Source organism: Trinickia sp. NRRL B-1857, from assembly GCF_050470685.1.
In the GTDB taxonomy this organism is placed as follows: Bacteria; Pseudomonadota; Gammaproteobacteria; order Burkholderiales; family Burkholderiaceae; genus Trinickia.
In genome coordinates this window covers 3990720-4003542 of record NZ_JBFLUK010000001.1, presented here as the reverse complement: position 1 = coordinate 4003542, position 12823 = coordinate 3990720, and the positions used below count along the sequence as shown (strand labels likewise).

Annotated in this window: 11 protein-coding genes and 1 tRNA gene; 6 read left to right on the top strand and 6 right to left on the bottom strand. The window is 61.8% G+C overall.

Annotation, left to right across the window (positions count from 1 at the left end):
- Positions 1-15 precede the first annotated feature (15 nt).
- Together AB1286_RS17950 and gloB are read right to left on the bottom strand one after the other, a co-directional pair.
- A complete protein-coding gene (locus tag AB1286_RS17950; protein ID WP_430364522.1) occupies positions 16-1674 on the bottom strand; it encodes a transglycosylase SLT domain-containing protein in 1659 nt (552 codons plus the stop codon).
- Between the two features lie 152 nt (positions 1675-1826).
- Positions 1827-2618, bottom strand: a complete 792-nt coding sequence (gene gloB, locus AB1286_RS17945; RefSeq protein ID WP_430364521.1) for a hydroxyacylglutathione hydrolase — start codon at positions 2616-2618, stop codon at positions 1827-1829.
- A gap of 19 nt (positions 2619-2637) precedes the next feature.
- Between gloB and AB1286_RS17940 the strand changes: the two genes are divergently transcribed.
- From AB1286_RS17940 to AB1286_RS17925, 4 genes are all read left to right on the top strand, one after another.
- Positions 2638-3483 carry a class I SAM-dependent methyltransferase gene (locus tag AB1286_RS17940; RefSeq protein WP_430364520.1) on the top strand — a complete coding sequence of 282 codons (846 nt, stop codon included), beginning with the start codon at positions 2638-2640 and terminating at the stop codon, positions 3481-3483.
- A gap of 1 nt (position 3484) precedes the next feature.
- Positions 3485-3940, top strand: coding sequence for a ribonuclease HI (rnhA, locus tag AB1286_RS17935; protein WP_430364519.1), 456 nt, complete (start codon positions 3485-3487; stop codon positions 3938-3940).
- A 97-nt stretch (positions 3941-4037) separates the two neighbouring features.
- Positions 4038-4796, top strand: a complete 759-nt coding sequence (dnaQ, locus tag AB1286_RS17930) for a DNA polymerase III subunit epsilon (RefSeq protein ID WP_430364518.1) — start codon at positions 4038-4040, stop codon at positions 4794-4796.
- Positions 4797-4844: 48 nt separating this feature from the next.
- Positions 4845-4919: transfer RNA gene (locus AB1286_RS17925), tRNA-Val, on the top strand.
- Positions 4920-5320: 401 nt separating this feature from the next.
- On the opposite strand, the gene AB1286_RS17920 is transcribed toward AB1286_RS17925, so the two are convergent.
- The 3 genes from AB1286_RS17920 to AB1286_RS17910 all read right to left on the bottom strand — a co-directional run bounded on the left by AB1286_RS17920 (position 5321) and on the right by AB1286_RS17910 (position 9353).
- Positions 5321-6952, bottom strand: a complete 1632-nt coding sequence (locus tag AB1286_RS17920) for a PEP/pyruvate-binding domain-containing protein (RefSeq protein WP_430364517.1) — start codon at positions 6950-6952, stop codon at positions 5321-5323.
- A complete protein-coding gene (locus AB1286_RS17915; RefSeq protein WP_430364516.1) occupies positions 6949-8910 on the bottom strand; it encodes a phosphate transport regulator in 1962 nt (653 codons plus the stop codon). Before AB1286_RS17915 ends, AB1286_RS17920 begins: the two co-directional genes overlap by 4 nt.
- A 245-nt stretch (positions 8911-9155) precedes the next feature.
- Positions 9156-9353, bottom strand: a complete 198-nt coding sequence (locus tag AB1286_RS17910; RefSeq protein WP_430364515.1) for a DUF3562 domain-containing protein — start codon at positions 9351-9353, stop codon at positions 9156-9158.
- A gap of 391 nt (positions 9354-9744) precedes the next feature.
- Here AB1286_RS17910 and AB1286_RS17905 point away from each other — a divergent pair, with 391 nt between their 5' ends.
- Together AB1286_RS17905 and phoU are read left to right on the top strand one after the other, a co-directional pair.
- The gene (locus tag AB1286_RS17905; protein ID WP_430364514.1) at positions 9745-10185 is read left to right on the top strand and encodes a hypothetical protein; all 441 of its coding nucleotides are present in this window, start codon (positions 9745-9747) and stop codon (positions 10183-10185) included.
- 71 nt (positions 10186-10256) lie between these two features.
- Positions 10257-10964, top strand: coding sequence for a phosphate signaling complex protein PhoU (phoU, locus tag AB1286_RS17900; protein ID WP_430364513.1), 708 nt, complete (start codon positions 10257-10259; stop codon positions 10962-10964).
- A gap of 132 nt (positions 10965-11096) precedes the next feature.
- On the opposite strand, the gene AB1286_RS17895 is transcribed toward phoU, so the two are convergent.
- Positions 11097-12398, bottom strand: coding sequence for an NRAMP family divalent metal transporter (locus AB1286_RS17895; protein ID WP_430364512.1), 1302 nt, complete (start codon positions 12396-12398; stop codon positions 11097-11099).
- Positions 12399-12823: the final 425 nt, after the last annotated feature.

Here is a 12823-nt window from a genome sequence, read left to right as displayed (position 1 = left end):
CTATCGCCGCGCCGTTCAGGATTTTTGCTTGGACTTGCGTTCGCTCTTGTCTTGCGAATCGACGACTTTCGATGTTTTTTGCGTAGACTTCGCCGTCTCGACTTTGGATCGCGCCGGCTTTGCGTCGTGCGCGGCCGCGGTCTTGCCGATCGTCGCCCGAACGCGGCCTTTGGCAGCCTTCCCGTGCCGCGATTTGGGCTTTGCGTCGGCCGCGCGCGCCGAGACGCGCTCGACTTGCGCGCTTTCCGCCGCCGCCGTCGCGAGCTTTTGCGGGCCCGGCTCCGCCGGCACGGCCGTACCCACCGGCACGTGCAGAACGATCACCTGCCCCGGCATCGCTTCCGAGCGATGCGTCTTATTCCACGCTTTGAGCTGCCCGATCGACACGTGATAGCGTGCGGCGATCGCGGCCATCGTCTGCTTGCGGCGCACGCGAATCAGCATCTTGCGCGTATCCGGGACGTCGGGCTCCACGGCCAGCACGGCGCTCTCGGCCACGTCTGCACTAATGTCCTCGTCATCGTCGTCGCCGCGCGGCACGACGAGCGTCGAACCCGGCTTGAGCCGCATCCCTGCCGGAATCTTGTTGACCGACATGAGCATCTGCGCATCGATACCGATCTTCTCGGCCAGCGCTTGCGGGCGCGTGCGCTCGGTCACCGTATAGGTGGTCCAGGACGATAGCTGCCCGTCGAAGCTCTTCAAGTTGTGTTCGAACGCGCTCGCGTTATCGAACGGCAACAAAATCTGCGGCTGCGTCGCGCCGACGATGACGGGCTTCTTGAACGAAGGGTTGAGCGCGCGGAATTCGTCCGTCGTCATGTTCGCGAGCTTGGCGGCGACATCGACATCCATATCGCGCGAGGTGGTCACCGTCACGAAATACGGGTGGTTCGGGATCGACGGCAGCGTCAGACCATAGGTTTGCGGATTCGCGACGATATTCTTGACGGCTTGCAGCTTCGGCACGTAGTTGCGCGTCTCGTTGGGCATGCGCAGGCTTTCGTAGTCGGTCGGCAAGCCGGCCGCCTGATTGCGCGCAATCGCCCGCTGGACGTTACCCTCGCCCCAGTTATAGGCCGCAAGCGCGAGATACCAATCGCCGAACATATCGTGCAGACGCGAGAGATAGTCGAGCGCGGCTCCCGTGGAAGCCAACACGTCGCGCCGCTCGTCGAGCCACATGTTCTGCTTGAGGTTGTACGTGCGCCCGGTGCCCGGTACGAATTGCCACATGCCGGCAGCCTTCGCAACCGACAGCGCCTGCGGGTTATAGGCCGATTCGATGAACGGCAGCAGCGCGAGCTCCGTCGGCATATGCCGCGACTCGAGTTCTTCGACGATGTAGTACAGGTACTTTTCCGAGCGCTCGGTCATGCGCTGGACGTAATCGGGACGCTGCGCATACCAATTGGCCTGCATATCCACCAAGTCGTTATGCAGGTCGGGCATCTGGAAGCCGCGGCGAATGCGGGCCCACAGATCCGAGTCCGCCGTCGTCAACTGCTCGACGGAGCTCTTATCGACGTCGATGGTTTGCTTGGCGGCGGTAACGCGGAGGGTGTCGGTAGCGGCGGTCGGGTTGGAAGCGTCGGAGGCTTGAGGCGCTGTCGGTCCTTGGCTTGCGCACGCGGCAAGCGTCAAAACCAACAGGGCACTGAATATAAATCGCATGAACGTCTGCTCTTCCAAAGCTGGAAATTGCAGGCGATAGTACGAAAGCACACCGTCCGCGTCAACAAAAACTGATAAAAAAACCAGTCAAATCCATAACTTGCCGCATTTTTTCGAAGCATCGAACGAAATTTGCGCCGCATGCAAAGCATCTAACGAAAACGATTTTTCCACTCTCGCATCAAGGTAAAGGACGCGAGCCGATCCGGAACCGTTTCATGCAGCTGTTCGGCCAGGGTTCGCACGACGGCAGGATCGCCCGACCGCAGGAACGGATTGACGGCGCGCTCGTGCGCAATCGTCGTCGGAAGCGTCGGCACCTCGCGCGCACGCAGGGCCTTGGCTTCGTCATGCCAGGCGTGGAGGCGCGCATTGTCCGGGTCGCACGCGAGCGCGAAACGAATGTTCGACAGCGTATATTCGTGTGCGCAATGCACCTCGGTTTCGCCGGGTAGTGCCGCCAACGCGTCGAGCGACGTCAGCATTTGGGCCGGCGTACCTTCGAAAAGACGTCCGCAACCGCAGGCGAAGAGCGTATCGCCACAAAACACATGCGGCACCGCACTCGCCTCGCCTGCCTGGAAATACGCGATATGCCCGCGCGTGTGGCCGGGCACCTCGAGTACCTCCAATTCGAGATGCGGCGCCGAAATGTGCACGCGATCGCCGCCCGCGAGGGGGCGCGAAACGACCGGAATGGCTTCCGCGGCAGGGCCGTAGACGGGAATACGGGTATCGCCTATGAGATCCGCGACGCCGCCGACATGGTCGGCGTGATGGTGCGTGAGTAAAATAGCGGCGAGTCGCCAGCCCCGCTTAGCGAGATATGCCCTGACCGGGGCCGCCTCGCCCGGGTCGACGGCGACGGCATCGCGCCCGTCCGATACGAGCCAGATGTAGTTGTCCGCAAACGCCGGCACCGGCACGTATTCGAGCGTATTCATAGGCGACGCACCCATCACGATGTCAGATCGACCGATTATAGACTGGCCCGCTTGGGCGGCTTCGCCACTGGGGCGCTACGTACTCGACTGGGAACAGGCCCACCTCGATAGCGTCGTGTCGAACGTGTTCGGCTACCACGCGCTGCAACTCGGCCTGCCGCAGCTCGATGCGCTTCGCGAGAACCGCATGCCCTCGCGCGCGCTCGTTCTCGACGCGGCCAGCGGAGCGAGCGCCCCGTTCACCTACCCGCCGCGCTGGCGGGAAAACGTCGCGATCGGGCCGTCGGGCCTTGGCGGTCCGGGAGAGCGCTACGGACCTGCCGCTCGCACGACGCTTTGGTGCGATTTGCTCGATTTGCCGTTCGAGGCGCAAAGCGTCGATCTGCTGGTCATGCCGCATACGCTCGAGTTCACGCGCGATCCGCACCGGCTGCTGCGCGAAGCCGAGCGCGTGCTGATGCCTGAGGGTCAGCTCGTCATTCTCGGTTTCAATTCGCTGAGCTTGTGGGGTGCGCGCCAGGCCTTCGGGAAGATGACCGGCCGGCCGTTCGTGCCGGCGGCGCAGGACCTGATCGCCTTCACGCGGATCAAGGATTGGCTCAAGCTGTTGGGTTTCGAGCTTGAACGCGGGCGCTTCGGCTGCTATCGTCCGCCCCTCGCTCGCGAAAACTGGCTGACGCGGTTCGCCTTCATGGAGGCGGCCGGCGATCGATGGTGGCCTATTTTCGGCGCGGCTTATATGGTGACGGCGGTCAAGCGCGTGCGCGGGATGCGGCTCATCGGCGCGACCAAGGCGAAAAAGCCTGTACTGGCGCCGGGCCTCGCGCCGGCCGCGACGCACAAAACCCCTAACCCGAGAATATGACGTGACTGAAGCAACGCCCGAGTTCATCGAAATCTTTACCGACGGCGCCTGCAAGGGCAACCCGGGCCCCGGCGGCTGGGGCGCTCTGCTGCGTTACGGCACGCAGGAAAAAGAGCTCTTCGGCGGCGAGGCCAACACCACGAACAACCGCATGGAAATCATGGCGGTGATCGCGGCGCTGGAAGCGTTGAAGCGGCCATGCAAGGCCGTCGTCCATACCGACTCGCAATATGTGCAAAAAGGCATCAGCGAGTGGATTCACGGCTGGAAGAAGAAGAATTGGATGACGGCGGCCAAGACGCCGGTGAAGAACGCCGATCTTTGGAAGCGGCTGGACGAACTCGCAGCCCTGCATCAAATCGAATGGCGCTGGGTCAAGGGTCATGCCGGCCATCCGGAAAACGAACGCGCCGATGCGCTCGCGAACCGCGGCGTGAGCGCGTTGGCGGAAGGCTGAGCTTGCCCCGCACACCTTGTTTTCGATAGGCGCGATGCGTGACTCGCCGCGCCGCTTGTACTGCTGTTTGTATTGCTTATAGACGAGACCCCCGAATATGCGTCAAATCGTTCTCGATACGGAAACCACTGGTCTTAACGCACGGACGGGCGACCGCATCATCGAAATCGGCGGCGTGGAACTCGTGAACCGCCGGCTCACGGGCAACAATCTGCACTTTTACGTCAACCCGGAGCGGGACAGCGATCCCGGCGCGCTTGCCGTGCACGGATTGACGACCGAGTTCTTGAGCGACAAGCCGAAGTTCGCGGAGATCGCCGATACGTTGCGCGATTACTTGCGCGATGCCGAACTCATCATCCATAACGCGCCCTTCGACTTGGGCTTTCTCGAGGCGGAATTCGCGCTGCTCGGATTACCGCCCTTTCGCGAGCACTATTCGAGCGTGATCGATACGCTCGTGCAAGCGAAGACGATGTTCCCGGGCAAGCGCAATTCGCTCGATGCGCTGTGCGACCGGTTCGGCATCAGCAATGCGCACCGTACGCTGCACGGCGCGTTGCTCGACTCGGAACTGCTTGCCGAGGTCTATCTGGCGATGACGCGTGGGCAGGAAAGCCTCGTCATCGACATGCTGGGCGAAGGGGCGGCCCAAGAGGCTTCGTCGGCGGCTACGGGTAAGGGGATCTCGCTCGCGGGGCTCGCATTGCCCGTGCTCGCCGCGGATGAAGCGGAGCTGCAAGCGCACGAAGCCGTGCTCAACGATCTCGATAAATCGATGAAAGGCACGAGCATATGGCGGCGCGAACCGGCACCCGAGACGGCCGCCGATGCTGCCGATGCGCAAGTCGCGTAAAAAGTGCTTTACGAGCGCAAAAGCATCTGACATAATTCGACTCTCTTCGGGTGGTTAGCTCAGCGGTAGAGCACTGCCTTCACACGGCAGGGGTCACTGGTTCGATCCCAGTACTACCCACCAGATTTATGGGTATGTAGGAAGCCCGAAGAACAAAGGGTTACGGCTAAAGGCCGTAGCCCTTTTTCATTTCTGCGCGCCGCCTCGTGCGGCGTTTCGCGGGCCGCCGAGTCCAGCACGTGTCCTACGGTTTTTGCTTGGTTCGCCCTGAGCGGGATTGCTCAGGCACTTAGTTCTACGCTGCGGGACGCGCACGGCAGGGACGGCACTATCTAGCGGCGTCAACTGGTGTAGTTGAGAAACTCGAGATGGATCCGCCTGGACTCGTCGGTCCAAACCTCGAACAAAGGGATGCGGACAAAAACTTGGACTACCTAGAGGTAGCTCCTACGCTCGTACGAAGACCGCATTCGAGTGGTTCGGCGGGAGGAACGCTTGCGAAAACCCGCCTCACCCATGCCGGCCTACGGCGCACGCAGCCGCTCAAGGCGCGCCTGCAATTCGGACAACGGCTCGACGACCGTACGCATCGCGCCCGCGTAGATCGCTCCGTCGTTACCGTCGATCGTAATCTCGTCGCCCTCGTGCATCACCGTATCGCCGATCTGTAGCGTGCGCGTCGCCTCGTCCAAACGCAGCACTGAGCAGCCGACAAGGCACACCTTGCCAAGTTGACGCACAACGACCGCTGCATGCGAGGTGCGCGAGCCTCGCTGCGTGAGCAGACCTGCGGCCAACTCCAGCGCTGCGATGTCGTCGGTCTCGGCATCGCGACGCACGAGGATCACCGACGCGCCGACTGCACGGCGTGTACGCGCGCGTGCCTCGTCGAAGGCGATTTCCCCCGATGCCACACCGCTGCCGGCGGTTGCGGCGTGCGCAAGAGGCGTCACAGCGTCCCCACCGCCCCCCGCGATAGCGGTGCGCGTCAACGCCGATGGCTTCAGTGCCGCTGTGCGCTCAAGCGCCATCTCGGTACTGATCAAGCCCTCGTCGAGCAGATCCAGCGCGATCCGAGCGGCCGCCTGCGGCGTGCGCTTTCCATTGCGCGTCTGTAGCAAGTACAAGCACGCATCCTGCACAGTGAACTCGATATCTTGCATATCGCCGAACGCGCGTTCGAGCCGCGTCGCGGCATCACGTAACGCATCCCATACCGCGGGCATCGCATGGGCCAGTTCTTCGTGCCCACGCCCGCTGCGCCTGCCCGAGACGATATCTTCCCCTTGCGCGTTAAACATGAAGTCAACGAATAGCGCCGGCTCGCCGCTGATCGGGTCTCGTGTAAACCCAACGCCCGCGCCCGAACGACCTCCCGCATTGCCGAACACCATTGCCTGCACGGTCACGGCGGTCCCAATCGCATCGCTGATGCCGCACTGTTTGCGGTACGCACAGGCCCTGGTTGACTGCCAGCTTGTCAGCACTGCGCCGATGGCGTCCGCCAGTTGAACCCGCGGATCCTGCGGAAACGGCTGGCCGGCAGCACGTTCGTAGGCGGCGAGGTAACGACGGGTGAGTTCGCGCAGTTCAGCGAAATCGAGGCCATGCTCGTCGCACGTCCCGGCGAGCGCCGTGTATTGCGCTTCGAAGATCGACGGGGAGACACCCGCGACCAGTTCTCCGTAGCTTGCAACAAGGCGGCGGTATGTGTCCCACACCAGGCGAGGATTACCGGTCTGACGCAGAAAGCCGGCAAGCGTCGAGTCGCACAGGCCGACATTGAGCAGCGTATCCATCATGCCTGGCATCGATACCGGAGCGCCCGAGCGCACCGAGAGCAGGAGCGGCTGGCGCGCGTCACCGAAGCGCTGACCGGTGGCGCGCTCCAGCGCCTGGAGACCGGGCGCCCAAACAGCGCCGCCAGTGGCGGTCTCGCGCAACTGAGCGTCGCTGCAATAGCGCGTGCCGAGCACAAAGGCCGGTGGCACGGTTAGCCCGAGATCGGCCATGCGCAGCAGGTTGTAGGCCTTGAAGCCGACCGAATCCGCCGAGGCGCATGCTCGATCGGAATTGCCGAGCGCTGCGGCGGCGCAGCCGATCAGGTAAACCTCGTCGGGCCAGCGGTGAATGGCGTCGGATTCAAGTGCGGTCACGTGTTCGCTCCGGATTCGCCCAATGCGACGTCGCGCAACGCATAACCGGCCACCAGCAGACGATCCGAGGCCAGCTCGAGTGTCGTCGCCAGATCGTTGGCCAGCATCAGAGAGGGGGCATCGCGCAAGACGGCAAGGATAGCGCGGCGTGCCGCGCGCAGCAGTTCGTCACACTGCCGCTCCGAGCGCAGCACATTCCAAGACGCAGCCAGAAAAGCGTCGCTATCGATCGTATCGCTGGCGTTGCCGAGGCAGCGCGCGATGGCGAGCGACTTGACGTGTTCCTGTGTCGCCATCAGCACGGTTTGCGCGAGGCGCGCCAGCGAATCATGGACATTGCTGTCCCAGCCCTGTTGATGGCCGTCTGCGATCAGGCTCATCAAGAACGCCGCTTCTTCGAGGGCGTCGGCGATGTCGTCGGAGAGTTCAAGAAGGCGCTTGAACGGCTGCCACCGAGGCTGGCGCTGCGCCTGCTCACGCGCGCGCATCACCAGATGGTCCGCCTGCCGTTCCCAGGCTTTGGCCCTCACCGCCAACGCCTGCCGGGGGCTACCACCCGCCAGCGATACGGACATCACGTCATGCGTCAGGCCATCACTTACCGCTTGCGCAAGCGCGTGGCAATAAGCGGCATGCTCCTCGAGCAGTTCGTACGCGCTACTGTGCTGGCGCACGCGTCGCGCGAGCAACAAGCGCGTCTGATCCGCGACCAGCGCGACCGGCTGCCCACCGAGCAGGGCATGGCTCGCCATCCGTAGCACTTCGACCATGAATGCTCGCGCATCGGCCGCACCGAGTACGGTGTCAAGCCTGTCGCCGATGCGAAATGCCCCTTGACCGACGGCCTGCATGGCGGTGTAGATGAGTGCTTCCCCACCGGCCTTCAACCAGGCCATGTGGCCGGCGTCGCATCGGGCCGCATCGCGCAAGACCTCGATCGCGTTGTCTTTGTCGACAAACGACAGCAACCGCTTGCGGGCCCGGTTCCAGTCGATCAGGAAAACAATGCGAGACCCGATCCCTTCGAGCGTCGTCTCAAGGGTACGCTCGTCGGCGCAATCGAAGCGCGCGACGCCGAATATATAGGCCTCGCCTTCGTTCAGCGCAGCATTCACCTTCGATTGCAGGTCGCTCCATTGCGCACCGTAAGGCACTAACAGCGACTGGAAAAACTCGAAGCGCGACCGGTGCAGATCCGAGTAGCTCAGCGTAATCGTCAAGTCCTCGACCGCCACGACCAATACGTGTACATCGTTGGTGCCGATGTCGTTCTGGAGCAGCAACCGCTCGCCGTCGCGCGTCGCCGCGGTGTCGAGTCCAGGATGATCGAACTTCAGCGGTGCCGTACGGTTCAATCCGCGCATGAATGCGACGACGCGCGCGCGATCGGCCGGATGCAGGTGCCACACATGTGCGCCGTCGATCTCCTCGCCGGAAATCGTTTTCGCCAACTGGTTGAGCGCATGGTGAAGATCCATCACCAGCAGATGCAGGCTGTCCTCTCCATTCGTTAGCCGGCCGCGCGTTAACGATTGCAATTGTGGGCGGCTAAGGCCTTCGCCGCGCAGTGCGTCGATTTCCTCCAACCAATGCTGCACGCGCGCGCGCAACGTGTCTCGTCGATCATCCGGTTCGACGAGCGGCCGGGCCATCGTCTCCAGATCTTCGGCGAAACGCGGCATGAGACGCGGAAGGTCCGGCACTAGCAACGTGCCGTCGACGAGCGAAGCGCTTGTCGGTATGTTCCGAAGCCAGGGGGCGTCGACGTGCGCAGCGACAAGTTCCGTGCTCAGGTCGGGCAACTCGCCGTCCGGATGTTCGGCATGCGCAAACGCAACCTGTAGCACTGTCAGGTAGAGCTTCAAACGGTCGTTGGCGGAGAGTGCCGCCTTGATCCAGCCTGGTAGGAGCAGGCTGCGCTGTCCCATTGCTGCGATTGCTTGGGTCTTTTGCGTCATAGCCGCCCGTTATCCCGGTGAATGACCCAGTCTCGACTGCCTATGTGACATATTCCTGACAGCGGCGACTCGCACTGTGCGCATTCGTTGATACGCATCAACCGACCACCGAATACCTTAGCCATCCGACGAAACGAGCAGCGGTTCAATGCCGATTTCGCCTCTGCGAAATATCGGGCGAGGAAACGGCGCGCTATGGTCGCCTGGCATGAGAAACGATGCGATAGGGTTTGCGGGGCGATCGGCTAGTGCCGGTCTTGCGAAACTCCGCGCAGATTTTCCCGGACGCGTTTGGCGACCAGTACCGTCAGGTAGTCCAGGACTCGCGCCCCGTCGCTATATTGAGCCCACGTCTCGGCATACATCTTCGAGACGATCTCGGGCGGCGTATTCGTGTCGGAGGCGATTGCCTGAACGATCTCGTCAAAGTTGCGGTCAGCCACTATGTGCTCCTACCGTTTTAAGGAAGGGGTGCGAACCAGAGGAGTTTCGATTAAACGACGTTGCCTGCCCGCGTGCAAATTACATCGAACTATGGTTGATGCATGTCAGTTGTCGTCATCTTGTCTGGACATTATTAGCCGTCCTCCACCACGCGGCGCCTTGCCGCACAGGCGCAAGATCATCGCGAGCCGCTCGATGCCCTCGTCAACGGCCCGTCGCAGGAATGCCGAAGTATCAATGGCTTGTCGAGCTTGCCCGACTGTTACCCACAGCCTTGCGAACAGAATCTGTGGACAATTTTCCGGCCGTGCGGGACGGTAGTCCGCGCAACGAGGACAATTTCCACAAACGGTATATACTGTTTATATCATTACGAATCTGGAGTCGACCATGATTGAGCCCCGCATCAAGAAGCCTACGAAGAAGGCATTCCACTTCCCGAAGAATGCCAACGGACACGCGGTAACCGAGGATAAGCAAGCGGACGCGGGTGAGCTTGCGTCCGCCGACGTGCAAGCCGCCGCGACAAAGGCAAAGAGGCAAAAGCGCGCGGCACCGGCGCAAGCCACGCCGACCGAGGCGGCAGGAGCGGGAAAAGCGAAGAGTGTGAAGAAGGAAAAAGTGATACGCGACAGCTTCACAATGCCGAAGTCCGACTACGAGAAGATTGCCGCACTGAAACAGAAGTGCCTCGATGCGGGCGTGTCAGTGAAGAAAAGCGAGCTTCTGCGGGCAGGGTTGATCATACTCGAGACGGCATCGACGAAACGCCTGCTTGCGGCAATCTCAGCGGTCGAAACGGTCAAGACCGGCCGACCTGCACAGTCGTAACGAAGCGCTCTCACTTTGCTGCACGCGACCAGCGCCCGGGCGGCACAGGCATTCCGACTCAAAGACAGAACATGCCGGATAAGCATCTTTCACGCAGGTTCGATGCCGAACTCGCGCTGGTCTCGACGAGGCTGCTCGAAATGGGGGGCCTGGCCGAGTCACAGATCGCGTGCGTTCTGGACGCGCTGAAGTCGTTCGATCTAGGGCTTCTCGAGCATGTCGGCGACGACGAGCACCGGCTCAATCTCATGGAAATCGCAATCGACGACGAAGTGGTCAACGCCATCGCCCGCTGGCAACCCACAGCCTCCGACTTGCGCCTTCTGATGGCGGCTTCGAAGTGCGCGGCCAACCTCGAGCGTGTTGGCGACGAGGCGCGGAAAATTGCGAAGCGCACTCGTCGCGTTGCCATGGACGCAGGCGCATGGAACCTCAACATCGCTGAAATTAAGGCGTCCGGCGACATGGCGTCGCACATGCTCGGCGGAGCACTGGATGCATTCGCGCGCATGGATGCCACTGCGGCTACGCAGATCGTCCGCGACGACGAAACCATCGACGCCGAATTTCGGGCATTCGTAGTCAAGGTTGTCAAGTCCATGAAGGAAGACCCTCGGACAGTCCAGCTCGGATTGGACTACCTATCCATCGCGAAATCCATCGAGCGTATCGGTGACCATGCCACCAACATTGCGGAATCCGTCGTCTATGCCGTTCGCGGCACCGATATTCGCCATGAGCATAGAAAGCAGCGCGGGCAAGAAAACGCTGCGAATTGAAGTTTTCGCCCAGCAAGACATCGCTCCAAATGCGCTTTCCTCGGTTTTTCGCCTTTCACGGGCCCAGGGCTGTGCAGCCGTATCCCTTGCGCGGTGAGCCGCAACAACGTGAACCGAACGTGCATCGCATGGCTACCTAAGAACGAACATTGCCACGGCCGCCGCACCCATAATCGCCGTCGCGATCCAGCCAAGGATAATCAGCGGCCGACTCGCCGTGAAAGCGCCCATGACCGACTTCTTCGAGACGAGGATGATGATGACGACCATGAGCGGTACGGCGACCACTCCGTTGATGACGGCGCTCCAGAAAAGAGCCTTCATCGGACTGATTGGCGAATACTGGATAGCCAGTCCGGCGAGCACGCTAACGGCGATGATGCCGTAGAACCCCCGCGCGTCGCCCACCTTGCGCTCGAGCCCCTCCTTCCACCCCATCGCCTCTGAAAGGGCGTATGCCCCGGAGCCTGCTAGCACCGGCACGCCAATCAGGCCCACGCCGAGAATGCCGAGGGCAAAAAGCAAGTAAGTGAAGTTACCCGCGAGTGGCCGCAGCGCACTCGCTGCCTGCGCCGCCGTGTTGATGTCGGTGATTCCGGCCACATGAAGCGTGACGGCAGTCGCGAGAATAATGAAGTACGCAGCGACGTCGGAGTAGAGCATGCCACTCCATGTGTCCCACCGGATACGCCGAAGCTCAGTGCCCGAGGCGCGCGCGTCCCGTACCAACGGCGCACCGCCTTGGCTCGTCTGCATGTCCTCGACCTCTTCTGAAGCCTGCCAGAAGAATAGGTAGGGGCTAATGGTCGTGCCGAAGACCCCGACCACTACGGCGGCGGCACTGGCATCAGGTGTGAAGCGCGGCCAGACCGTGCGCAGTGCGACCTGCCCCCAAGGAACATGGACCGTAAGCAGCACCGCCGCGTAAGCAAGCAGTGCGACGGTCAGCCATTTCAAGAAGAACACGTACCGATGGTAGGGAACGAACACTTGTAGCACAAGCGTCCCGAACACGAAGAACGCCGTCATGAGGTGACGATTGACACCGGAGACGAGTTCCGCAACTTCGCCCATAGCGGCAACGTCGGCGGCGATATTGAGCGTATTGGCAACGAGCAGAAGCAGCACGACGCTCCTTAGCACGACCGGCGGGAATGCGGTCTTGATGTTGGCCGCGAGTCCTTTCCCCGTGACTCTGCCAAGGTTCGCGCACATCGACTGGACGGCGGCCATCAGCGGATACGCCAGCGGCATCGTCCAGAGCATGTTCAGCCCGAATTGAGCACCTGCCTGGGAATAGGTGGCGATCCCGCTAGGGTCGTCGTCAGCGACGCCGGTGATCAGCCCGGGCCCGACCCGCGACAGCGGGTGCTCCTTCAGACGCCCCCAAAGGCCCTGAAAAGCGCTCGTGCACGGCGATCGTTTGGCGTCCATTCACTCACCTTGCTAATAAGAGACGGGCACGGGTATTTCCAAAGAAGCGTCCAGCCGAACGGCCAAAACTGGCCGACCAGCGCCCCAAAGCCGAGCTCGACGATCGCCTCGGGTACGCGACTCATGCAAATGGCATAACTCGACCACACGGCTGCCCCTCTGTCCACAGCGGACGCAATGATGGATTCCGCAGTCAACGGCCGGATACCCCGCCGGGTCATAGGACCAAAATGCGTGGCCTCGGATCCAGTTATGTAGCGTAGTCCGGGCGGAGAAACTCAACCACGAGGCGCCGCGGGCGTTAAGTAGAATATTGCAAGGAAAACAATCAACTTTCTATCGCGCAGGCTCACTGTATCGGCGGCATCCCACCTAAGGAGGCGCTGAAAAAATGATTTCACAATAAATCACTGTCTCTCAAAATC

What these genes read in the sequence shown, in the direction of transcription:
- AB1286_RS17950 (WP_430364522.1), bottom strand. Translation starts at nt 1,674, where the DNA reads ATGCGATTTATATTCAGTGCCCTGTTGGTTTTGACGCTTGCCGCGTGC.
- gloB (WP_430364521.1), bottom strand. Translation starts at nt 2,618, where the DNA reads ATGAATACGCTCGAATACGTGCCGGTGCCGGCGTTTGCGGACAACTAC.
- AB1286_RS17940 (WP_430364520.1), top strand. Translation starts at nt 2,638, where the DNA reads ATGTCAGATCGACCGATTATAGACTGGCCCGCTTGGGCGGCTTCGCCA.
- dnaQ (WP_430364518.1), top strand. Translation starts at nt 4,038, where the DNA reads ATGCGTCAAATCGTTCTCGATACGGAAACCACTGGTCTTAACGCACGG.
- AB1286_RS17915 (WP_430364516.1), bottom strand. Translation starts at nt 8,910, where the DNA reads ATGACGCAAAAGACCCAAGCAATCGCAGCAATGGGACAGCGCAGCCTG.
- AB1286_RS17905 (WP_430364514.1), top strand. Translation starts at nt 9,745, where the DNA reads ATGATTGAGCCCCGCATCAAGAAGCCTACGAAGAAGGCATTCCACTTC.
- phoU (WP_430364513.1), top strand. Translation starts at nt 10,257, where the DNA reads ATGCCGGATAAGCATCTTTCACGCAGGTTCGATGCCGAACTCGCGCTG.
- AB1286_RS17895 (WP_430364512.1), bottom strand. Translation starts at nt 12,398, where the DNA reads ATGGACGCCAAACGATCGCCGTGCACGAGCGCTTTTCAGGGCCTTTGG.